The sequence below is a fragment of the Streptomyces sp. SID12501 genome (assembly GCF_010550245.1).
In the GTDB taxonomy this organism is placed as follows: domain Bacteria; phylum Actinomycetota; class Actinomycetes; order Streptomycetales; family Streptomycetaceae; genus Streptomyces.
Map to the genome: position 1 here is coordinate 62,399 of NZ_JAAGLU010000004.1, position 22,300 is coordinate 84,698.

At 69.5% G+C, this 22,300-nt stretch carries 15 protein-coding genes and 1 pseudogene; 10 read left to right on the plus strand and 6 right to left on the minus strand.

The genetic code is table 11. From position 1 onward, the window contains the following. Positions 1-10 precede the first annotated feature (10 nt). From G3I71_RS05385 to G3I71_RS52605, 7 genes and pseudogenes are all read left to right on the plus strand, one after another. Positions 11-1,879 carry a DUF4091 domain-containing protein gene (locus G3I71_RS05385; RefSeq protein ID WP_164312767.1) on the plus strand — a complete coding sequence of 623 codons (1,869 nt, stop codon included), beginning with the start codon at positions 11-13 and terminating at the stop codon, positions 1,877-1,879. A gap of 135 nt (positions 1,880-2,014) precedes the next feature. Further along, positions 2,015-4,219, plus strand: coding sequence for a beta-galactosidase (locus G3I71_RS50875; protein ID WP_343242856.1), 2,205 nt, complete (start codon positions 2,015-2,017; stop codon positions 4,217-4,219). A gap of 96 nt (positions 4,220-4,315) precedes the next feature. Beyond that, a complete protein-coding gene (locus G3I71_RS50880) occupies positions 4,316-5,530 on the plus strand; it encodes an NPCBM/NEW2 domain-containing protein (RefSeq protein WP_239148962.1) in 1,215 nt (404 codons plus the stop codon). Continuing rightward, positions 5,530-7,659 carry a GDSL-type esterase/lipase family protein gene (locus G3I71_RS05395; RefSeq protein WP_164312768.1) on the plus strand — a complete coding sequence of 710 codons (2,130 nt, stop codon included), beginning with the start codon at positions 5,530-5,532 and terminating at the stop codon, positions 7,657-7,659. The genes G3I71_RS50880 and G3I71_RS05395 overlap by 1 nt, the downstream gene beginning before the upstream one ends. After that, the gene (locus G3I71_RS05400; RefSeq protein ID WP_164312769.1) at positions 7,656-8,606 is read left to right on the plus strand and encodes a beta-glucosidase; all 951 of its coding nucleotides are present in this window, start codon (positions 7,656-7,658) and stop codon (positions 8,604-8,606) included. The genes G3I71_RS05395 and G3I71_RS05400 overlap by 4 nt, the downstream gene beginning before the upstream one ends. A 20-nt stretch (positions 8,607-8,626) precedes the next feature. Continuing rightward, positions 8,627-10,825 (plus strand): annotated as a pseudogene (locus G3I71_RS05405) (alpha-N-acetylglucosaminidase); the annotation flags it as partial. 18 nt (positions 10,826-10,843) lie between these two features. Further along, entirely contained in the window at positions 10,844-11,746 is a 903-nt protein-coding gene (locus tag G3I71_RS52605; RefSeq protein ID WP_343242869.1) for an NEW3 domain-containing protein, read from the plus strand. Here the strand turns inward: G3I71_RS52605 and G3I71_RS52225 are convergent. After that, a complete protein-coding gene (locus G3I71_RS52225; protein WP_275409167.1) occupies positions 11,733-11,867 on the minus strand; it encodes a hypothetical protein in 135 nt (44 codons plus the stop codon). The genes G3I71_RS52605 and G3I71_RS52225 overlap by 14 nt on opposite strands. A 364-nt stretch (positions 11,868-12,231) precedes the next feature. Here G3I71_RS52225 and G3I71_RS05410 point away from each other — a divergent pair, with 364 nt between their 5' ends. Continuing rightward, positions 12,232-13,626, plus strand: a complete 1,395-nt coding sequence (locus G3I71_RS05410) for an MFS transporter (protein WP_343242857.1) — start codon at positions 12,232-12,234, stop codon at positions 13,624-13,626. A gap of 717 nt (positions 13,627-14,343) precedes the next feature. Here G3I71_RS05410 and G3I71_RS05415 read toward each other — a convergent pair. Genes G3I71_RS05415 through G3I71_RS05425 form a run of 3 tightly spaced genes read right to left on the minus strand, consistent with a single transcriptional unit; the run spans position 14,344 to position 17,511 of the window. After that, a complete protein-coding gene (locus G3I71_RS05415; protein ID WP_164312981.1) occupies positions 14,344-15,168 on the minus strand; it encodes a carbohydrate ABC transporter permease in 825 nt (274 codons plus the stop codon). A 5-nt stretch (positions 15,169-15,173) separates the two neighbouring features. After that, positions 15,174-16,232, minus strand: a complete 1,059-nt coding sequence (locus G3I71_RS05420) for a carbohydrate ABC transporter permease (protein WP_164312771.1) — start codon at positions 16,230-16,232, stop codon at positions 15,174-15,176. A gap of 1 nt (position 16,233) precedes the next feature. Beyond that, positions 16,234-17,511 (minus strand): extracellular solute-binding protein, encoded by a 1,278-nt coding sequence (locus G3I71_RS05425; protein ID WP_164312772.1) that lies wholly within the window; start codon positions 17,509-17,511, stop codon positions 16,234-16,236. A gap of 360 nt (positions 17,512-17,871) precedes the next feature. Between G3I71_RS05425 and G3I71_RS05430 the strand changes: the two genes are divergently transcribed. Continuing rightward, entirely contained in the window at positions 17,872-18,624 is a 753-nt protein-coding gene (locus G3I71_RS05430; RefSeq protein WP_164312773.1) for a DeoR/GlpR family DNA-binding transcription regulator, read from the plus strand. 344 nt (positions 18,625-18,968) lie between these two features. After that, on the plus strand, positions 18,969-21,407 hold the full coding sequence (gene pepN, locus G3I71_RS05435; RefSeq protein WP_164312774.1) for an aminopeptidase N: 2,439 nt from the start codon (positions 18,969-18,971) through the stop codon (positions 21,405-21,407). A 25-nt stretch (positions 21,408-21,432) separates the two neighbouring features. Here pepN and G3I71_RS05440 read toward each other — a convergent pair whose 3' ends face one another. Beyond that, positions 21,433-21,627, minus strand: coding sequence for a hypothetical protein (locus G3I71_RS05440; RefSeq protein ID WP_164312775.1), 195 nt, complete (start codon positions 21,625-21,627; stop codon positions 21,433-21,435). A gap of 17 nt (positions 21,628-21,644) precedes the next feature. Next, positions 21,645-22,061: an ATP-binding protein gene (locus tag G3I71_RS05445; RefSeq protein WP_343242858.1), complete on the minus strand. Its 417-nt coding sequence runs from the start codon at positions 22,059-22,061 to the stop codon at positions 21,645-21,647. Positions 22,062-22,300 lie beyond the last annotated feature (239 nt).

The window sequence follows — 22,300 nt, forward strand, 5'->3', positions numbered from 1 at the left end:
ACCCAGCCCTATGGCACGTACGTCCTCAGCTGTCGCCGGCTTCGTCGCGGGCGTGGTGGTGGCCGCGAGCACCACCGCGATCGCTGTCAGCGGCACGGCGACCACCGGCACCGACCTCAACTCCAAAGCCACCACCACCTGGCTGACCGTCAAGGTCGCCGACGCCATGGGCACCAGGGACACCGTCACCTGGGTTCCCACCGGTTCCTTCGCCGACTCCGCGGAAGAGCGGGTCCCGCGCTATCCGATGACCGCCATCCAGGGCAAGGACACCCAGGAGCTGCGGCTCTCCGCCGTGCGCAACGAGCAGGTCTCCGCGCAACTGGCGATCGCCTCTGGCCACAGCCTCGACGACGTCAAGGCCGTGGTCGGCGACCTCGCCGGGCCCGGCGGCGCGAAGTTGTCCGGTGCGGACACCCAGGTCAGGTTCGTCAAGTACGTGCCGGTACAGCGCTCCAAGAGCGAGGTCGACTGGTCCGCGACCATCGACCAGGTCAGCTCCGCCAAGGAGGTGTCCGGCGACCGCAATCCCGACGTGGTCGGCGACGCGCTCGAGGAGCGGGACTCCGTGGACGTACCCGCGTACGCCGCGCAGCCGCTGTGGTTCACCTTCCACATTCCCCAGAAGGCCAGGCCGGGCACCTACACAGGCACGGTGAAGGTCAACGCCGACGGCCGTACTCAGGCCAGTTACCCGCTGACCATCGAGGTGGCGGACGCGAGCGTGCCCGACCCGAAGGACTACGACTTCTTCCTCGACGTGTGGGCGCAGCCGGAGACGATCGCCAAGAACCACGGCGTCAAGCTCTGGTCCGACCAGCACTGGAAGCTGATCGAGAAGTACGACCGTGACCTGGCCTCGCGCGGCCAGAAGGTCATCAACACCACCATCGTCGACAACCCGTGGCACCACCAGTGGTCGCTCGGCACCCGGCAGTCGCAGACGGCCACGCCGTACACCAGCATGGTGGGCTGGAAGTGGAACGGAAAGACGTTCGCCTTCGACTTCGGCCGCTGGGACAAGTACGTCCGGACCGCCAGACTCTCCGGTCTAGGGCCCGACATCGGCGCCTTCTCCATGCTGGCGTTCCAGGACCAGGAGCACCTCACCTACACCGACACCAGCACCGGCAGGACCGTCTACGAGAACGTCGATCTGGGCGGCAGCCGCTGGCGGGAGGCCTGGGGAGCGTTCCTGCCCGCCTTCGAGAAGCACCTGAAGGCGAAGGGCTGGCTGGAGGACACCTGGTTGTCCTTCGACGAGCGGCCCATCAACACCATGACGGTCGTCAAGAACTTCGTCCACGAGGTCGCGCCGGTCTTCGACGACCGTATCTCCGTGGCCGGTTCGATCAGCACGGAAGGCGTCGCGTCCAATCTGTCCGTCGACTGGGGCGGCATCGACGCGATGACGAAAGAGAAGGTGGCCGAGCGGCGCAAGGCCGGAAAGATCACGACCTTCTACGTGTACGGGGAACCGGCCCACCCCAACACGCTGGCGTTCTCGCCCGCCGTCGAGTCGCGGATGCTGCCGTGGATCTCCGCCCAGCGGAACCTGGACGGCTTCCTGCGCTGGTCGTACAACAGCTGGACCAGCGACCCCTTCAACCAGCCGGTGCACATCTTCACGCAAGGAGACGAGTACCTGGTCTACCCGGGCAAGGACGGCCCGATGTCCAGCATCCGCTGGGAGCAGCTGAAGGAGGGCGTCGAGGACTACGAACTCATCGCCGAGCTGCGGAAGAAGGACGGCGGCACCGACAGCGCCGCCTTGACCGAGGCCCTCACCACCGCGACGCGCAACCTCGACGGCCGGACGAAGGACATGGGCGACATCGAGACCGCGCGGGCGGCCGTCGTGAAGGGGCTGACGTCATGAGGGTGAAGTGGAAGTCCCTGCTGCTCGCCACAGCCCTGACTGTCATGCCCCTGACCGGTACGCCATGTCGCTGCGGCACCCGTCCAGGCTGAGCCCGAGGCGGCCCCGCACACCGTCACCTACGACCAGTACTCCGTGCAGGTCGACGGCAAGCCCCTGTATCTCTGGGGCGCCGAGTTCCACTACTTCCGGCTGCCCAGCCCCGACGCGTGGCGCGACGTGCTGCAAAAGATCAAGGCGGGCGGATTCAACGCGGTCTCGCTCTACTTCGACTGGGGCTACCACTCCCCCAAGCCCGGCTCGTACGACTTCACCGGCATCCGTGACGTGGAGCGGCTGCTCGACGAGGCCGAGCGCGCGGGGCTGTATGTGATCGCCCGCCCGGGCCCGTACATCAACGCGGAGGTCTCCGGCGGCGGCATGCCCGCCTGGCGGTCGACGCAGGGCGGCGTGAACCGCACCTCCGAGCCGGAGTACATGCAGGCAGCCCGGGAGTGGATGAGCCGGATCAACCCGATCATCGCCCGGCACCAACTCACGCGCGGCAAAGGGTCGGTGATTCTCTATCAGGTCGAGAACGAGTACCAGGGCGGCCGGCACGACGCCGACTACATGCAGACCCTCATCGACTGGGCGAAGGACGACGGCATCGACGTGCCCACCTTCGTCAACGACGGTGGTGCCAACCGGAACTGGGTGAGCGGCAAGGGCGCCCCCGACATCTACGGCTTCGACACCTACCCGCAGGGCTTCGACTGCGAGGACCCCGACAACTGGAAGAACCTGCCCGACTATTCGTACGTCAACGAGTGGAAGCCCGAGTCCCCGCTGATCATCCCCGAGGCGCAGGGCGGCGCCTTCGACCCGTGGGGCGGCACCGGATACAAGGACTGCGCGAAACTCACCGGCACCGACTTCACCCGGGTGTTCAGCAAGATGAACATCGCCGCCGGGGTGAGCGGCCAGTCCTTCTACATGACGTACGGCGGCACCAACTGGGGCTGGCTCGCCGACCCCAACGCCGTCTACACGTCGTACGACTACGGCGCCCCGATCAACGAGTCCCGCCAACTGACCGACAAATACCAGGAGTTCAAGCGCCTCGGGTACATGGTCAACTCGGTGACCTCGCTGGCGCGCACCGACAAGGCCGAGGCGCCGACCCCGTCCGACGACGCCCTGCGCATCGACCGGCGCGTCAACCCCGACGACGGCACCCAGTTCTTCACCGTCCGGCATGCCGACACCCGGGTGAAGGACAGGGACGAGACCACCCTGTCGCTGAAGGGCGCGGACGGCGACTACCCGCGCGTACCGCAGCAGGGAACGATCACGGTCGACGGCCGCGACGCCAAACTCCTCGTCGCCGATTACGACTTGAGCGAGAACCACCGGCTCGTCTACTCCACCTCGGAGATCATGACGCACGCCCGGATCGGCGACCGGGACGTGGCCCTGCTGTACGGGCGTGCGGGCGAGACCGGCGAGACCGTGCTGCGGTACGCCGAGCGGCCCGAGGTCACCGTCCTGGACGATGACGTCACCACCGCCTGGGACGCCGAACGCGGTGACCTGCGCCTGAACTACACACACAAAGGCCTGGCCCGCGTGCTGGTGAACGGCCTGGAGCTGCTGATCGCCGACACCGCCGAGACCGCCCACTGGTGGCGGCAGGACACCACCGCGGGCCCGGTCCTCGTACGCGGCCCGTCCCTCGTCCGTACGGCCGAACTGGCGCACGGCACCCTGAAGTTGACCGGCGACTCCACCAAAGCCGCGCAGATCGAGGTCATCGCGGACGCCGGAGAGGTGACCTGGAACGGCCGCAAGGCCGACGTCACCGCGGCTCCGCGTCCGGTCCGGCTGCCGGCGCTGACGACGTGGAAGTACAAGGAGGAGGCGCCGGAGTCCGCCCCCGGTTTCGACGACTCCGCCTGGACCACCGCCGACCACCTCACCGCCAGCAACCCGGACCTGGCAGGGTCTCTGCCGGTCCTCGCGATGGACGAGTACGGCTACCACCACGGCAACGTCTGGTACCGGGGCCGGTTCAGGACGACCGGCCGCGCGACCGCGCTCGCACTCGACGCCAAGACCGGTTCGGCCGGCCAGTACGCGGTATGGCTCAACGGCCGCTATCTCGGCAGCTCCGGCAACGGCGCGCACACCTTCGACATTCCGGCGGACACGCTGAGGGATGACGGGTCCGGCGGGGACAACGTCCTGTCCGTCCTCGTGGAGAACGCGGGTCACAACGAGGAATGGGGCCACGACTACTCCAAGGAGCCGCGCGGTCTGCTCGGCGCCGAGGTGATCGGCGGGGCCTCCACCCTCACCTGAAAGATCCAGGGCAACCGGGGCGGCGAGAACCCGGTCGACACCGCCCGCGGCCCGTACAACAACGGCGGACTCTACGGGGAGCGGGCCGACTGGTCGCTGCCGGGATACTCCGACGGCAGCTGGAAAGCCACCTCCCTCCCCCAGCAGACCGGGAAGAGCGAGCCGGGCGTGCGCTGGTACCGCACCTCCGCCCGGCTGGACCTGCCGCAGGGGCAGGACAACGCGATCGCGCTCGACCTGGCCGAAGCCGCAGCCGGCAGCACCGGCTACCGTGCCCAGATATTCGTCAACGGCTGGCTGATCGGCCGCTATCTGCCGGACACCGGACCCCAGACACGGTTCGTCGTCCCCAAGGGCATCCTGCGCGAGCAGGGCAGCAACACCGTCGCCCTGGCCGTGTGGTCCACCGAGGCCGGTGCGGGCCCGGGTTCGGTGAAACTGGTCGACGCCGGCGCCTCAGCGGGCGGGATCAAGGTCGGTGCGGTGGCCGCGCCGTCGTACGACGCCACGACGTACGCCATGGCGGCCTCCGGCGCCCGTGTCGAGGTCGACGCCGAACCGTTCCTGAGCACCTCAACCGCCGCCAGGGTCCCCGTCACGCTCAGCGTGCCGAAGGACACGCCGACCGTCCGGGACGTCGAGCTGGCGCTCAAGGTCCCGGACGGCTGGACCGCGACTACCGACGACCGCATCCGTTTCGACCGGGTCCGGCCGGGCGGCAAGGTGACCGCCGTCTACACCGTCACCCCGCCCGGCGACCCGGTTCACTACGCCGTCCTGTCCGCGACCGCCCAGCTCACCCGGTCCGGCCGTCAGGGCACCGTCACCGGGATACGGGCCGTGCAGGTACCGCCGCCGGGACTGTCCGCCGACGCGTTCCTCAGCGACCTGACCCTGGTCAAGGCGGTCAACGGCTGGGGGCCGGTGGAGAGGGACATCTCGAACGGGGAGTCCGCGGCCGGCGACGGGCGCCCCCTGAGCATCAGTGGGGACACGTACGCCAAGGGTCTCGGCGTCCACGCGAACAGCCAGGTCCGGGTCTATCTCGGCGGCGGCTGCACCCGCTTCACCGCGACCGCCGGGCTGGACGACGAGGTCGGCGACAGCGGCAGCGTCACCTTCCAGGTGGTCGCCGACGGCCGCTCCCTCACCACGACCCCGGTGGTGCGCGGCTCCGACGGCGGCACCGACATCTACGTGGACGTGACCGGCGCCCGCTGGCTGAACCTGCTGGTCGACGGGGACGGCGATGTCTCCTCGGACCACGCCGACTGGGCCGGCGCCCGGCTGAGCTGTAAGGACGGTGCCTGATGCCTCGACGGAGGAAATTCACTGCCCTTGCGGCGGTGGCCGTGGCGGCCGTCCTGGCGGCCCTGCTTCCGGCGAGTGCTGCCGAAGCGGGGGCCGAACAGCAAGGCTGGTTGGGGAGTTGGGCGACCGCGCAGCACGCGTCGTACGACCCGGGCACTTCTGAGGTGACCGTTCGGATCCCGGTGCACGTCAGTGCGGGCGGAACGAGTGTCCGGATCCGGCTGACCAATGGGTTCACCGACCAGCCGGTGACGATCGGACACGCGACCGTGGGTCGGCGCGCGAGCGGCTCGTCCGTGTCCGACCCTCGCGATCTGACGTTCGCCGACAAGGGCGAAGTGACCATCCCGGCCGGAGGTCAGGCGGCCAGCGACGGGGTGCGGATTCCCGTGGCCGCCCGCAGCGACCTGGTGGTCAGCCTGTACTTCCCCGGCAGGCTCACCCATGTCAGCCAGCACTGGATGGGCCTCCAGACCGTCTACTGGACGCCCGACGGCGGCGGCGACCACGCCGGGGATGCCGGCGGCGACGCGTTCACCACGACCGACTCCACCTTCCCGTTCCTCACCGGTGTCGACGTGCGAGGCGGGCCGGCGCGAGGCTCGGTGGTCGCGCTCGGCGACTCCATCACCGACGGGGCCTCCTCCGCATCGAGCGCCAACCGGCGCTGGCCCGACTATCTGGCGGCTCGCCTGTCGGCCTGCGCCACCCCCGCCGGAGTGCTGAACGCGGGCATCAGCGGCAACCGCATCACGGCCGGCACCGACGGCAACCCGTCGGCGCCGGAGCGGCTGGAGCGCGATGTGCTGTCCCAGCCGGGCGCCCGGACGGTGGTCCTCTTCGAGGGCGTCAACGACCTCAGTTGGGGCGGCGCCACCGGTGACCAGGTGATCGACGGCATGAAAGGGATCGTGCGGCGGGCCCACGCACGTGGGCTGCGGGTGATCGGCGCGACCGTGGTCCCGTATCGCGGCTGGGGCGACTGGTGGACCGAGGCCAAGGAGGCCGACCGGCAGAAGGTCAACACCTTCGTGCGCGACGGTGGCGTCTTCGACGGCTACGCCGACTTCGACAAGGCTGTCCGGGATCCGGACGACCCCACCCGCTACGGCGCCGCGTTCGACTCCTGTGACCATCTGCACCCCAACGACACCGGGATGAAGGCGTTCGCCGACGCCGTCGACCTCGCCGGCCTCGGGGTGGCCCACGACTGCCCCTCGGCCCGCGTCCGGCTCACCCCGTACCACCCGAGCCTGCCAGCCGGCCGTGCCACGGATGTCATCACGACCGTCACCAACACCGGCCGCAAGGCGGTCACCCGGGTCACCACCGCGCTGCGCCTGCCGGCCGGCTGGACCGTCGAGGCGGAAGGGAACCCGGGCGTCGACTCCCTTGTCCCCGGCGGTAGTCACACCGTCACCTGGCGCGTCACACCGTCCACCGACGCGATATGGGGGCCGTACGACATAGGGGTACGCACCTCCTACCGACAGGCCGGCCGGACGCGCCTCGACACCGACAGCGTGGGCGCCGACGTCACCCCCGTCCCGTCCGCCGTACGGCCCCCCTACCGAACGTTCGCCACTGCGGACGACGCCCAATTCGCGCAGAACGACAAGCAGTTCGCGATCTGGGCCGGCGGTCAGGACCTGGCCGGATGGAAGGACGAGAAGGCCGCCATTCACCTGCCGGACGCCGTACCCGCCTCGGGCAGCCTCACCGCCCGCCTCGTCGGCCAGACCGGCAGCGGACCCTCCGCGAAGGCCGGGATCGCCGTCGCCAACGACCTCACCGCGCCGGAGAAGGGCGGCTACGGCGTCCTGACCATGTCGAAGTCGTACGGCCTGGAGTTCATGACCGACAGCGACGGCGACGGACACCTCGACACCTGGGCCGGCGGCGGCGTCTCCACCCACCCCGCGTGGCTGCGGCTGGTCCGCGCCGGCACCACCTACACCGCCTACAGCAGCACCAACAACGGGCTCGCGTGGAACGAGATCGCGAGCGTGACCGTGCCCTCCGCGACCGGCTTCCTGGACGCCGGCGTGGTGGCGAGTGCCGTGAACCTCAACCACCCCGGTACGACGGTCCGGGCCGTGTTCGACCACTTCACCGTGGAGGTGTCATGAACACCCATCGCCCCGAGAACTCCTACCGCCCCGGGGAGGACTTCCTCCCTCCGCGCGTCTCGCTCACCGTCACCCCGCCCGCACCCGAGCCGGGCAAGGCCGTGACCCTGACCGCCACACTCACCAACACCACCGGGATCGCGCTGCGCGCCGCCGTGCTCTACCTCGCCGTGGACGACACCGGGAAACCGAGCAGCCTGGACACCCTCGCCCCCGGACGGTCGGTGACCCGCACCTGGCGGACCCGGCTCGCCGACGATGCCGAGGGCCGGATCGTGTTCACCGCGCACGCCCTCTTCGACGTGCACCGGCACGGCTCCGACTGCACCCGCGCCAGTTCCTCCGTCACGATGCCGTCCCGCTCACTGCCCGGGGCGTTCGACAACGCGGGGATCGCCTCCGACGACGCCCTCACCGCCGCGAACATCGACGGCTCCAACTCCAGTCTGTCCGCCGAGGCGTTGGCGTCGGCGGGGCTGACCCCGGGTGCCGCGGTCACGTACGACGGGGTGCCCTTCACCTGGCCGGACACCCGGCCCGGGAGCAAGGACAACGTCGTCTCCTCCGGCCAGCGTGTGCTGCTGTCCGGCTCCGGTTCCCGGCTGTCCTTCCTCGGCACCAGCACCTGGGGCGAAGGCAAGGGCGACGGCAAGGTCGTCTACACGGACGGAACCGAACAGGCGTTCTCGGTCGCTGTACCCGACTGGTACGGGGCGAGTTCCTCCGCCGCGGTGGTGCTGCCCTACCGCCACATCGCCACCGGCCGGGACGACAACCCGGTGAGCCTGTTCACCTTCGGCGTCGATCTGGCGGCCGGCAAGGAACTGAGCTCCCTGGTCCTGCCCAAGGTCAGCGACAGCCTCCAGGCGGGCGTCCCCGCCCTGCACCTCTTCGCCATGACGATCACCACGAGTACAACCACCACGTCGACCACGTCGACCAACTGAGCTCTGCCGGAAGGACGTTCATGCACGACGACCGAGGCGATCTCGGCATCATCGGCAGCACAGGTGTCACCCGCAGACGTGTCCTCACGGGTACGGTCGCGCTGGGCGGGGCCGCGCTGCTGGCCCGTCCGCAGGGCGCGTACGCGGCAGGCGACGCCCTGTTCGACACCGCGCCCGCCGCAGCCGCGCTGAAGCGGCTGCTTCCCGACCACCACCGGCAGGTCACCCTCCGGGCCGTCGGCGGCGACACCGACCGGTTCCGGGTCACCGGCCGGGCCGGGCACATCACCGTTGAGGGCACCAGCCCCGCCGTGCTGCTCACCGGCCTCCACACCTACCTGCGGCGGACCGCACACGCCTCCGTCTCCTGGACCGGCGAGCAGTTGAACCTCCCGCGTACTCTCCCCGCGCCCGCCGAGGAGATCGCGGGATCGGCCGACGTTCCGCACCGCTTCGCCTTCAACGACACCAACGAGGGCTACACCGGCGCCTACCGCGACTGGGACGCCTGGCAGCACGAGCTGGACGTACTGGCCGTGCACGGAGTGAACCGGGTCCTCGTCTACATCGGCGGCGACGCCGTCTACTACGACACATTCCGCCGCTTCGGCTACTCCGACGCCGAGATGCGTGCCTAGATCCCGGCCCCGGGCCACCAGCCCTGGTGGCTGCTGCAGAACATGTCGGGCTTCGGCGGGCCGGTCTCCAGGCAGCTCATCGAGCGACGTGCCGCGCTCGCCGAGAAGATCGTCGACCGGATACGCGATCTGGGCATGACGCCGGTTCTGCCGGGCTACTACGGCAGCGTCCCGGACGACTTCCCCGCCAGGCACGGCGGGGACGCGGCGGTGGTGGCGCAGGGCAACTGGGGCGCGTTCAAACGCCCCGACTGGCTGGACCCGCGCACCTCGGCCTTCGACGATGTGGCCGCCGCCTTCTACCGAGCCCAGACGCAGCGGTTCGGCGACAGCACGATGTACAAGATGGACCTGCTCCACGAGGGAGGCAACCCGGGGGACGTGCCGGTGGGTGAGGCCGCGCAGGCCGTCGAGGCGGCCCTGCAGAAGGCCCACCCAGGCGCTGTCTGGGCAATCCTCGGCTGGCAGACCAACCCGTCCAAGGCGCTGCTCGACGGCGTCGACAAGAGCCGCATGCTGATCGTGGACGGCCTGTCGGACCGCTACACCACCGTCACCGACCGGGAGAGCGACTGGGGAGGCACTCCGTATGCCTTCGGCAGCATCTGGAACTTCGGCGGCCACACCCCGATGGGCGCCAACGCCCCGGACTGGGTGGAGCAGTACCCCAAGTGGCGCGACAGGGAGGGCAGTTCGCTCGCCGGTATCGCGGCGATGCCGGAGGCCGCCGACAACAACGCACCGGCGCTCGCCCTCCTCACCGACCTGGCGTGGACGCCCGGCACCATCGACCTGGACGACTGGTTCGCCGCGTACGCCCTCTCCCGCTACGGCGGTCCCGACCGGCATGCCGCCGCGGCCTGGCAGACGATCCGCGACACCGCGTACAACATGTCCCGCGCGGACGCCTGGAGCGAGGCACCCGACGGTCTGTTCGGCGCCCGCCCGAGCCTGACGGCGAACAAGGCCGCCGCCTGGGGCCCCGAGAAGGATCGCTACGACACCACGGTCTTCGACACAGCACTCACCGAACTCCTCTCCGTGCGGGCCGAGTTGAGGAGCAGCTCGGCCTACCGTTACGACGTCGTCGATGTGGCCCGGCAGGTCCTGTCCAACCGCAGTCGTGTCCTGTTGACGCAGATCAGGGCCGCGCACGAGGGCGGCGAGAAGGCCCTGTTCGGCAAGCTGACCCGGACCTGGCTGGACTGGATGGATCTCCTCGACGATCTGCTGGCGTCCTCCGGCCCGCACCTGCTCGGCCGGTGGCTCGCCGACGCGCGTTCCTGGGGCGCCGACCGGGCCGAGAAGGACCGCCTGGAGTACGACGTCCGTTCCCTCGTCACCACCTGGGGCGGACGCGCCAGCAGCGAGGAAGGGCTGCACGACTACGCGAACCGGGAGTGGGCGGGGCTGGTCGGCGGCCTGTACCGGACCCGCTGGAGGACGTACTTCGACGTGCTCGCCACGAGTCTCGCCACGGGGAAGGCCCCGGCGACGATCGACTGGTTCGCCCTGGAGGACCGCTGGGCGCACGCGCACGAGACGCACCCGACCCAGCCCCATGGCTCCCCTCACGCCCTGGCCCGCCGCGTACGCGACCTGCTCGCCTCCACTCCCCATCAGGCGGCCCTCGCCACGGGGGCCGACCGGGGCGCGGTCGCCGAAGGCAGGCCCGCGACGGTGACGGTCACCTTCACCAACAGGAACGGGTTCTCGGCGGCACGCGGCGTGACTCTCTCCGTAACCGCCCCAGAGGGCCTGGCGGTGAAGCCGCTCGACCCGGTGCGCATGGCCTCGGTGGCGTCCGGCGAGACGTTCACCGCCCGCTTCGAGGTCTCGCCGGCGGGTGAGCCGACGCACCTGGTCGGCCAGGTCGTCGCGGTGGCGGCGTACGCGGGCGACGGGAAGGCGGTCGCGCCGGTACGGCTGATGGTCGCGGCCGGGGTCGGGGACCCGTACCGCTCGGTCTCCTACAACGACGCCGTGTTCGGCCAGGCCGGTGACGAGATCGCCGTCGAGGGCGCCGGGGCCGACCTGTGGGGCGCCACCAACGAGTTCGGGGCGGTGTACCGGGCGGGCGCGTACGGCGACGCGGCCGTGGCCGAGGTGACGGTCACGTCTCAGGACGCGACCGGGGGCTGGGCGCGGGCGGGCCTCGTCGCCCGCAACGACCTGGGCGCTCAGGGAAGCGCGGGCTATGTGAACCTGGCGGTCACGCCGTCCAACGGCTGCGCGCTGAGCTGGGACACCGACGGTGACGGCCGTTTCGACTCGATCGCGCTGGCGGGCTCCTTCACCGCGCCGGTGCGGCTGCGGCTGACCCGGGCCGGTGCCTCGTACCTCGGGGAGGTCAGCACGGACGGCGTCACCTGGACGACGGTGGGTACGGCCACACCGGCAGGCGCGGGCGCCACACAGGACATCGGGGTCTTCATGACCGCGGCCAACGGCTGGACCGGCACACGGGGCATCGCCACGTTCGGCGGGTTCACAGTGACTTGATCCAGTTGATCCAGGTGACCCCGGTGACCGGGATGCCCGTGGTCAGCGCACCAAGGCGGAAGTCCGGCGACGAGACGACGACCCGGGCCCCAGCCCTCATGGCCGCCCCGCGCAGATCCATGGGGCCCAGGGAACGACCCAGGTTGGCCAACGCCGGGTCTCGGGCGTGAAGTCCACGCTCTGGTCGTCGAGTTGGTGGCGGATCACGACGTCCCCGGACCAGTGGCATCTCCGGCGCGGGTGTACTGTCACGGCACTGGAAGTAAAAACGTGTGTTCACTGCTGGGCATCGACGCCGGTTGATGGAGCAGGAGCCACGCGCGCATACGCGGCATCGGACGAGCCGCCACTTCTTCACCTCGAAGGAGTGCGCAGTGAATGTCCGCCGTAATGGAACTGTCGAAAATGTCGGCGCCCCGCCCGAATCCTCCCGCTCGCCGCGCTCCCTCCGCGAGGCGGGGGTAGCCCTCGCAGGGCTGTCGGCGGTGTTTCTGTTCGAGATGCTCGACAACTCGATCCTCAACGTCGCATTGCCGACCATCGGCCGCGAACTGTCGGCGTCGTCGACTGTCCTGCAGTGGGTCACGGGCGTGTACGCCGTCGTGTTCGGCGGGTTGATGCTGGCTCTCAGCGCACTGGCCGACCGGGTCGGCCGCCGCAAGGTCATGCTGGTCGGGCTGGTGCTGATGGGTGTGGCAAGTCTGGCGACCGCGTTCGTCACCACGGCGGAGCAGCTCATCGCGATCCGCGCGGCGATGGGCGTCGCTGCCGCGATGACGACGCCGGGTTCCCTCGCCCTGGCGTTCCGCCTGTTCGACGAAGACGGGCTCCGCGTCCGTGCGACGACGTTGATCTCGACGGTGGGCCTGGTCGGACTCGCGATCGGGCCCACGGTAGGTGGCTTCGTGCTCGCGTTCGCTCCGTGGCAGGCGCTGCTGCTGGTGAACGTACCGATCGCCGCACTCGCGTTCATCGGTATTCGGCACGGCATCCCCGCTGACAAGGCGGACGACCTGCACCGCGACCCGATCGATGCCGCGGGTGCCCTGCTCGGCACGGCCACGATCGTGCTCACGCTGGTCGCACCGACGCTGTTCGTCGACGCGGGCGCCGCATCGCCTCTCCCGTGGCTGACCACGGCAGCGGCCATCATGACGGCCGTGCTGTTCGTCGTCCGCGAGCGTACTGCCCGCTATCCGCTGCTCGACCTCGAACTCGTCGCTCGCCCACTCGTGTCGAGCGGCCTGGCGTTCAAGGCCGCCGCAGGCCTTGCGACCGCCGGCCTCGGCTACCTCGTGACCCTGCAGCTCCAGCTCGACTGGGGCTGGACGCCGGCCCAGGCGGCTATGGGGATGCTGCCGCAGGTCGTCGTGCTCATCGCCGGCGGTGCTCTCATCGGTCCGCTGGTCAGGCGCGTCGGTCTCGACAAGGCCGCCTGGCTCAGCGCCGGAGCTGTCGTGTGCGGACTGGCCGTCTACGGGCTGCTGGGCCGCTTCGGGTACGTGTGGATCGCCCTCGCGCTCGTGCTCGTCGCCGCCGGTATGCGCGTCGTAGGTGTCGTCGCCGGGACCAATGTGATGCGCGGCCTCCCGGCCAACCGCACGACCATCGGAGCGGCGCTGGTGGACACCGCCAGCGAAGTCACCACCGGAATCGGCATCGCTGTCAGCGGGACCATCCTCGCGGCGCACTTCACCGGCGGTATCGCCACATCGAGCTGGAGCACTCACCAGGCCACGGAGTTCCGCGAGGCGGTCACCTGGGCCGGCCTCACTCTCACGGTCCTGGCCGCGGCGCTGGTGGGATGGGGCATCATCCGCGCCCGGCACGCCGCGGACAGTGCGACACCATCGCCTGCGGCCGATGCGGACGGCACGTAGGCACGAGGAACGGGCTGCCTGCGTCGCACAGGCGCAGGCCCTCCGTGCCGGGTGCGCAGCAGCTCATCGTGGTTCTCCTGGCGTGGGCGGTCAGGCCGCTGGGCCGAAGCCGTCCACGTCGTGGAGAACTCGCCGAAACGGCGGATGTGCTCGGTCGGCTGCGGGAGGATGTGAGCCGGGCCCTCGGTGTCGATGACGACGCTCGTCCACCCGGTGCCACCGACCAACAAGCCGGCCACATGCCTGCGGCGCTGCGCATGCACCTGTGCCTGCGTCAAGAATGCTCGTATCCCGGCTGCCGAAGCCGGGGTGGTGTCGGCCACCAGGGATCCGGACGACCCGCTGGGCAGCTTCGTGCAGGGAGCGCCGTATGCGGGACGGGCCCGGTGCGAACAGATTGCACTCCCGCACATCTACGGCAGGTTGGCGGAGGGCGGCGCCGGACAGGACCAGTGATCGGAAGGACCGCGGTCGATCGCCACGGCATTCACCTCAGTCAGCCGGCCGGTCAGGGTCGAGATCATGCGCCGACTCGGGCACCGGATCCTCACCGGCCGGCTCAAGGGCGCCCGGCAAGGTCACCGACCTGGCGATGGACATCTTGGGCCCGCACAGTCAGGTACCGGTGGGCCGGCCGGCCCTGCGCACCTGTCGCACCGTCGACCCGGGCGCCGCGAGCTCCTCGGCGTCCTGGTCGACGACGTACCTCGTCGGCTGTCAGCGCAGGGCCCCCTTGGTGGCGTCGGCGATGAACCCGCGGGCGAAGAAGGTGAACACCAGCACCAGAGGGATGACCGACAGCAGCACCCCGGACATCACCATGCTGTAGTCGGTGGAGTGACCGGCGTACAGCTGGGCCAGCGCCACCTGGAGGGTGAGGCGGTCCGGGTTGACCAGCATCACCAACGGCAGGATGTAGTCGTTCCAGGCCGCGATGAAGGTGTAGATGCCGAGGAACGCCAGGGCCGGGCGGACGCACGGCAGCACCACGTGCCAGTACAGCCGGAAGAAGCCGGCACCCTCGATGCGGGCGGCGTCCAGCAGTTCGTCGGGGACGCTGGTGGTGGTGTACTGGCGCATCCAGAAGATGCCGAAGGCGTTGGCCGCGGCGGGCACGACGAGCGCCTTGAGGGTGCCCAGCCAGCCCAGCTGCACCATGATCTCGTACTGCGGAATGATCGCCAGCTGCGTCGGCAGAAGGTACATCGACAACAGCACGCCGAAGAAGAACTTCTTGCCGGGGAAGTCGTACTTGGCGAAGGCGAACGCGGCCAGCGAGTCGAAGAACAGCACCAGCACTGTCGTACAGACCGCGACGATCATCGTGTTGAACAGCGAACCGAAGAAGTCCATCTTGTCGAACAGGTGCTGGATGTTGGTCAGCAGGTTGCCGCCGAACCACAGCTTCGGCGGGTACCTGTAGATGTCCTGCGAGGTGTTCGTCGCCATGACGACGATCCAGTAGAACGGGAACACCGAGATGACCACGCCGAGCATCAGGATCACATGGACGCTCAGCCCCCGGACGCGCTTGCGGTTCATGCCGTTCACGGCCGTCGCTCCTTACGCTGCACCAGACGCCAGTTGACGAGGACGATCAGCAGGATCAGCAGGAAGAAGGCCCAGACGATGGCGGCGCCGTAGCCGAAGTCGTTGTTGTCGAAGGCCTGGTGGTAGAAGTACAGCAAGGTGGTCAGGCCTGCCTGGCCCGGTCCGCCGGAGTTGGGGTTGGTGGCCGCGTCGCTGCCGAACAGCACCTGGGGTTCGGTGAAGCTCTGCAGGCCGGTGACGGTGGAGACCACGACGGTGAACAGGATGATGGGCCGCAGCAGCGGGACCGTGATGGAGAAGAAGATCCGGGCCGGGCCGGCCCCGTCCATCCGGGCCGCCTCGTAGACCTCAGAGGGGATCGCCTGGAGGCCGGCCAGATAGATGATGGCGTTGTAGCCGGTCCACTGCCAGGTCATCAGCGCCGCGATCACCAGCTTGATCGTCCACTCGTTGCTCATCCAGGGCACCGCCGACACGTGCAGCGACTTCAGGATGGCGTTGATCAGGCCGAAGTTGTTGCTGAAGATCGCGCCGAAGAGGATCGCGATGGCGACCAGCGAGGTGATGCTGGGGATGAACAGGGCGACCCGGTAGAAGGCCGTGAAACGCTTGGTGGAGTTCACCAGCACCGCGAGCACCAGTGCCATGAAGAGCATCGGCACGGTCGACAGCACCCAGATGACGAGGGTGTTGCGCACGGACAGCCAGAAGACCGGGTCGTCCCAGAGGTAGCGGAACTGCTGGAACCCGACGAAGTGCATGTCCCCGATGCCGTCCCACTTCTGGAACGCCAGGTACACGGTGTAGAGCACCGGGAAGAGCATGAAGACCGAGAAGATCAGGTAGTACGGCGAGATGGCCAGGTACTGCGGCCAGTGCCTGACGACCCGCCGTCGCGGCCCGGGCCGGGTCCCGGCCGACACTGGCCGGATCCGGCGGCCGGGCCGGCCCGGACCGCCGCGCGGGCGGTCCGGAGCCGGTCGGCCGACGAGGCCGACGTCGGGTCCGGAGGTCGGTCCGGTGGGCGCCGGGCCGGCTACCGGGGTTGACGACATGTCACTTCACTCCCTGACGCTCGGCGATCTGCTTGGCCTGGCTCACCGCGTCCTTCCAGGCCTCGTCGGGGTCCTTGCCCTTGGCCTCGATGCTGGTCAGCTCGCTGTAGAAGGGCGCGGAGACCGCCGAGTCGGCCGGTGCCTGGTAGGCCGTGGGGATCTTCTCGGCCGCCGGGCCGAAGATCTCGATGGTCTTCTGGCCTCCGAAGAAGGCGTCGCCGCCGGTGAGTGCCGGCAGTTTGTACGCGGCCGGGGCCGTCGGGAACAGGGCGGCGTCGGTGAAGCCGCGGGCCTGGTTCTCCGGGCTGAGGATCCAGCTGATGATTTTGAAGGCCTCTTCGGGGTTGCCGCTGGTCGCAGGGATCGCCAGGAAGGACCCGCCGAGGTTGGACGGCCCTCCCGGCAGGCTCGCCACCCGCCAGTTGCCCTTGGTGCCCGGGGCCGCGTTGCTGATGTCCAGCGCGTGCCAGGCGGCCCCGATCTCGGCACCCAGGGCGCCGTTGCTGATCGCGGCGTTCCAGGTGTTGTCGTTGATCTTGGCGTCGATGCCGAGGGTGTAGGGCTTCACGGCGGTGGTCCAGGCGGTGCGGATGTGGTCCTGGTCCCCGATGAACTTGTTGTCCTCGTCGATGAACCGCTGGGTGCCTTGGCCGATGATCATCGTGAACACCGAGCCGATGTTGTTGATCAGGAAGGTCTTCGGTATCGCCTTGTGCAGTTCGACGCCGGCCTTGAAGTAGTCGTCCCAGGTGGACAGTTCGGCGGAGACCTTGGCCGGGTCGGTGGGCAGCCCCGCCTGCGCGAAGAGGTCCTCGCGGTAGAACGTGGCGCACGGGCCGATGTCGATCGGGAAGCCGATCAGCTTGCCGTCCTGCGTGGTGGCCTGCTTCAGCTTCCACGACAGGTACTGCGGGACCAGCTTGTCCGCACCGACGGTCTTCAGGTCGACGAAGCGGTCGGCGTTGGGCAGGAAGGACGCGATGTCCTCGCCCTTGATGCCCGTGATGTCCGGGGCGGACTGGGCGGCCCTCAACCCGGTCAGCAGCTTGGTCTTGAAGTCACCACCGACCTCTGAGGTCTTGAGGCTGATGTCGGAGAAGTGTGTCTTGGCGTCCGCGACGACCTTGTCGCTCAGGCCGCCCGCCCAGTACCAGAGGGCCAGGTTCTTGCTGTCCTTGCTGCCGCTCGATCCGGAGCCGCCGCCGCACGCTGCGGTGGCTCCGCCCGCGGCGGCCGTCAGTACGGCGGCCTGAAGGAATCGTCTGCGGGAAAGGTCCACGTTCTTCTCCTGGATTTCAGTGGGTTCGGCGTGTCCGGCATGTCCGGCGGGACCTGTGAGGCGTGGTCCGCGGAGGGGCGCGGCAGGAGGCCGGGTGGCTGAAGAGCATCGGCGTAGGTGGGAACCCTTCAGCCACCCGGGGTTATGCGACCCGGTCCTCTCAGACGGTGCCGACGCGTCCGTGACGGCGGAATACGCCGTTCATCCGCTTCGGTCGACCGGAGTGGGGTCCGGACCTGGGCTCTGAATTACGCAAGAGAGTGCACCCGGTGCGCGAGTTTGACAAGGGTCAAGCGAGTATCGAGACATTCATGCGCGACTTTGCTTGAGTTTGGAGAGTTCGCGAGTATGGTCTGCCGCATGCTCCCTGACCGAAGACATCAGCTGATCCTGCGCGTCCTGCGCACGGACGGGCCCACGTCGGTGGTCGCCCTGGCCGAGAAGGTCGGGGCGAGTGAGGCCACGATCCGGCGCGACCTCGCGCAACTTGAGGACGAGGGACTGCTCAAGAGGGTCTACGGAGGTGCCGCCCCCGTCGTGGGCGAGGACGACCCGTTCGCCGACGTGGCCGGCGAACGGGTCGAGGCGAAGGACGCCCTGGCCGCCTGGTGCGCAAACCTCGTCAGGGACGGCGAGGCCGTGCTGCTCGACATTGGCACCACCGCCCACCGGGTGGCCCGCCAGCTGCACGGCCGGTCCCTGACCGTGATCACCAGCAACCTGGCCGTCTACGAGGAGCTCCAGGACGACAAGGACGTCCAGTTGATCCTGCTGGGCGGCGTGGTGCGGCGGGACTACCGTTCGCTGGTCGGATTCCTCACCGAGGACAATCTGCGGCAGGTCCACGCCGACCGGCTGTTCCTCGGCACCAGCGGAATCCGTCCCGACGGTCAGGTACTGGACACCACCGCCGTCGAGGTGCCCGTCAAGCGGGCGATGATCGCGGCCAGTGCCCAGGTCGTCCTGGTCGCGGACGCGGGCAAGTTCCCCGGCACCGGAATGGCCCGGGTGTGCGGCCCGGAGGAGCTCGACGTCGTGGTGACCAACGCCCCGGGGGACGAGAGGACCTGCGATCGACTGCGCGAGGCGGGAGTTGAGGTGATCGAAGTATGAACTCACGGTCCTGGGCGGCGAGGGCTTCCGGGTTCCGCTGATCCACCGAACAGCGCTTCCACGACTCTGGACGCCGTAGGCGCTTCCCCACCGACGACGACTCCCATCCTCAACGTCCGCGCGGTGATCCGGGCAGCCACCACCGGTGATCGTGCGCACACCGTCAGGACCCTGCCCATCCACCCCTCATCGACTCGCTCGAGTGCGTCGAGCGGCAGGACCGCAAGTGGCCCGCTTCCCGGGCGTCGGCCCGCGTCGGGGTCGCGCAGGCCCACCCCGTCCGGCGTTCATCGGCAATCTCCGTCGTACGCTGACGTCCGATGTCTGCCGAGGAAGGACAACACATGGGGATCCGAAGCCTGACCCGTACCGAAGCCGAGCGCCGGGCCGGGCTGTTGGCGGTCGAGCGGTACGACGTGGACATCGACCTCACGGGCCTGCCCGAAGGCCCGGAGGTCCGGTGCGTGTCCACGGTGACGTTCACATGTCGTGAGCCGGGCGCGGAGACCTTCGTGGACTGCGCGGCCCGAATACTGAGCGCCACACTGAACGGCGTCGCCCTCGCCCCCGCCGGAGAGGGCGGCCGTCTCCCCCTCCCCGGCCTGGCCGAGCACAACGTGCTGCGCGTGGAGAGCGTCCAGGCCGACACGGCCACGGGCGAGGGCGTGCACAAGGCGATCGACCCCGCGGACGGCGAGGTCTACGTGTGGATGAGCTTCGAACCGGACGAGGCCCGGTTCGTGTGGGCATGCTTCGACCAACCCGACCTGAAGGCCCCGCACGCCTTCACCGTCACGGCCCCGACCGCGTGGACCGTCACCAGCAACTCCGGCGACGCGCACATCGAGGAGCTGGACTCGGCCCGCCGCTGGACCTTCCCGGACACCCCGCCCCTGTCGGTGTACAACACCGTCGTCAACGCGGGCCCCTTCCACGAGATCCGCCGGGAGGCCGACGGGCACGACCTCGGCCTGTACACCCGCCGCTCGCTCGCCGAGGTCCTCGACCGCGACGCCGACGAGATCTTCACCCTCACCCGCCAGGGCCTCGCCTTCTACGGCGAGGTCTTCGCGATGCCGTTCCCCCAGCGCAGGTACGACCAGGTGTTCATGCCCGAGTTCGGCGGGGCGATGGAGAACTACGGCTGTGTGACCTGGTCCGACGTGTTTCTGCGGCGGACCACTCCGACGCCCGCCGAGCGCGAGCTGTTCGCCAAGGTGCTGCTGCACGAGATGGCGCACATGTGGTTCGGCAACATCGTCACCATGCGCTGGTGGGACGACCTCTGGCTCAACGAGGCGTTCGCGGAGTTCGCCTGCCACTGGGCCGCCGAGCGGGCCACCCGGTACACCGACGCCTGGGCGAGCCATCTCGTGGGCGACAAACTCACGGCGTACCTGTCCGACCAGGGCCCCGTGTCCCACCCGATCCACCAGCCCATTCACGATGTCGCCCAGGCCGCGTCGATCTTCGACAACATCACGTACCCCAAGGGCGCCTCCGTCCTCCAGCAGCTCATGACGTACGTCGGCGAGGAGCGTTTCAGGGCGGGCATGGCCGCCTACTTCGCCCGCCACGCATGGGGCAACACCACGCTCCAGGACCTGATCGTCGCCCTCTCCGAGGCCAGTGGGCGCGACCTGGACGCCTGGCGGACGGCCTGGCTGGAGACTGCGGGCACCGACCGCTTCCTGCTGGAGCGTGACGGCGGGACCGTCACACTGGTGGGCGTCGGCACGCCGCGTCCGCAGGTTCTGGCGGTGGGCGCCTATGACAGGAACGGTGAGTCGCTGGAACGCAGCGCGCTGGTGCGGGTCGAGGTGACACGGACCCGCACCCCGGTCAGCGGTCTCCCGGCGGCGGCGGACGTTCTGCTGGTCAACGACGAGGACCTGACCTTCGCCACGACCCGACCGGACCCCACGACCAGGGAAGCGCTGCTGCGTGCGGCCGCGGAGCTGCCCACGGCCATCTCGCGGGGCGTGGCCGCGGCCACCGTGTGGGACATGCTGACGACCGGCGAGGCAACGGCTGTCGAAGCCGGGCGGTGCATGATCGCGGTGCTGGCGACCGAGACGTCCGACGCCGTCATCGAGCCGTATCTGAACCTCGCCGGGAACATCGCCGAACTGTGGGCGCCGCCCGCCGAACGCGCCGGTCTGACGGCCGAGTTGGCGGCGGCCTGTCGGCGTCTCGCCGCGGACCCCGGCCGGCGTCAGGTCGCGCTGCGCGGTCTGGCCCGCACCTCCACGGACCCTGACGACCTGGCCTGGCTCCGCGAACAGGCGGGCGACGACGTGGACTTGCGCTGGCGTGTGCTGATCCGTGAGGCGGAGCTGGGCGTGGACGTCGCGTCCGAGGCCGCCGGCCTGCTCGAAAGCGACCCGGACCCGGACGCCTGGGTCCGGGTCCTCACCGTACGAGCCGCCCTGCCCGACCCCGAGGCGAAAGCGGAGGTCTGGCAGCGGCTGGCCGTGGACCGCGCCGTCCCCGTCAGCTCGGTCGGCAAGGTGGCCGCGGCCTTCTGGCGGCCCGGCCAGGACGCCTTGTTGGCACCCTACGCACAGGAATACCTGGGGTCGATCGCCCAACTGCACCGGGGTGGAATGATCCAGGCGATGGTGAACACCAGCCATCTCTTCCCGCCACACGCCATCGACCACTCGTACATCGAAACGGCCCAGAAGGCGTCCCAGGAGGCGGCCCCGGTGGTCCGCACCACACTGCTGGAACGCTCGGACGCGGTCAGCCGTATGCTCCGCGCCCGCACCCTGAGCTCCTGACAGGCAGCCGCGGGCCAAGGCCGGTTCAGCCGAGCAGGTCCAGGACTGTGGTCATGGACCTGCTCGGCAGCAGGCGGTCCTCGGCCTCCCGGATCTGCAGGCGCCGCAGTTCCCTGGCGGCCCTGGCCGGGCGCGCGGCCACCTTGTCGACGAGCACGCCGTGGGCGCGAAGCCCCGGGCCCTCGACGACGTCATCCGGCGCGGCGCAGACGTGGACCACCCGTCCGCGGTGACCGCTCAGCTGTCGCCCGGCCGGGCAGCACCGGCCGGGCGGAAGCACGCCGACACTGTCTTGCCGTGCCGCTGGCACTTCACCTGCAACCCGTCAGCGAGCATCCGCACGATCCCCACACCACGACCGGAGGTCTCGCCCGCCTGCGGGTCACGCTGGCGTGGCAGTGTCGGGTCCTCGTCATGGACGCTCACATGAAGGCAGTCGCCGTCCCAGGTAAGGATCAGATGCGCGTCACTGTTCGCGTGGACATGTGCGTTGGTGAGCAGCTCTGACACTGTCAGGACGACAGCGTCCACTGTCTCGGGCTCGGCAGCGGTCCAAGGAAGCGACTCCAACTGCTCTCGCGTCCACCGCCGGCCGGCGCGCACGCCTCCTGACACGGGAAACGGGTGCGCCCAGCCCATCGCCTTGATCGCCACGACTTCCCCTTCGTGTCGTCCCAAACCAACTCGTACCCATCGTGTGCCCGCCGGCCGCGATCGCAGACGTCCGGGCGACCCGTTCCTCGCCTTACGGTGAGGTCGCGCCGCACACCGTCCGGCGCGGACCATGCGCACTGCCTGAGCAGCCCGGCCGAAAGGGACCATCGCGATGCTGGTGCGGGATCGCGTCGGCCGGCAGACCGAGGACGACTCCCGAAGACCACCAGCGGCGGCAC

Excerpts from the sequence above, each read along its gene's own strand:
- G3I71_RS05385 (WP_164312767.1), top strand. The coding sequence starts at position 11 with ATGGCACGTACGTCCTCAGCTGTCGCCGGCTTCGTCGCGGGCGTGGTG.
- G3I71_RS05395 (WP_164312768.1), top strand. The coding sequence starts at position 5,530 with ATGCCTCGACGGAGGAAATTCACTGCCCTTGCGGCGGTGGCCGTGGCG.
- G3I71_RS05400 (WP_164312769.1), top strand. The coding sequence starts at position 7,656 with ATGAACACCCATCGCCCCGAGAACTCCTACCGCCCCGGGGAGGACTTC.
- G3I71_RS52225 (WP_275409167.1), bottom strand. The coding sequence starts at position 11,867 with ATGGATCTGCGCGGGGCGGCCATGAGGGCTGGGGCCCGGGTCGTCGTC.
- G3I71_RS05415 (WP_164312981.1), bottom strand. The coding sequence starts at position 15,168 with ATGAACCGCAAGCGCGTCCGGGGGCTGAGCGTCCATGTGATCCTGATG.
- G3I71_RS05420 (WP_164312771.1), bottom strand. The coding sequence starts at position 16,232 with ATGTCGTCAACCCCGGTAGCCGGCCCGGCGCCCACCGGACCGACCTCC.
- G3I71_RS05430 (WP_164312773.1), top strand. The coding sequence starts at position 17,872 with ATGCTCCCTGACCGAAGACATCAGCTGATCCTGCGCGTCCTGCGCACG.
- pepN (WP_164312774.1), top strand. The coding sequence starts at position 18,969 with ATGGGGATCCGAAGCCTGACCCGTACCGAAGCCGAGCGCCGGGCCGGG.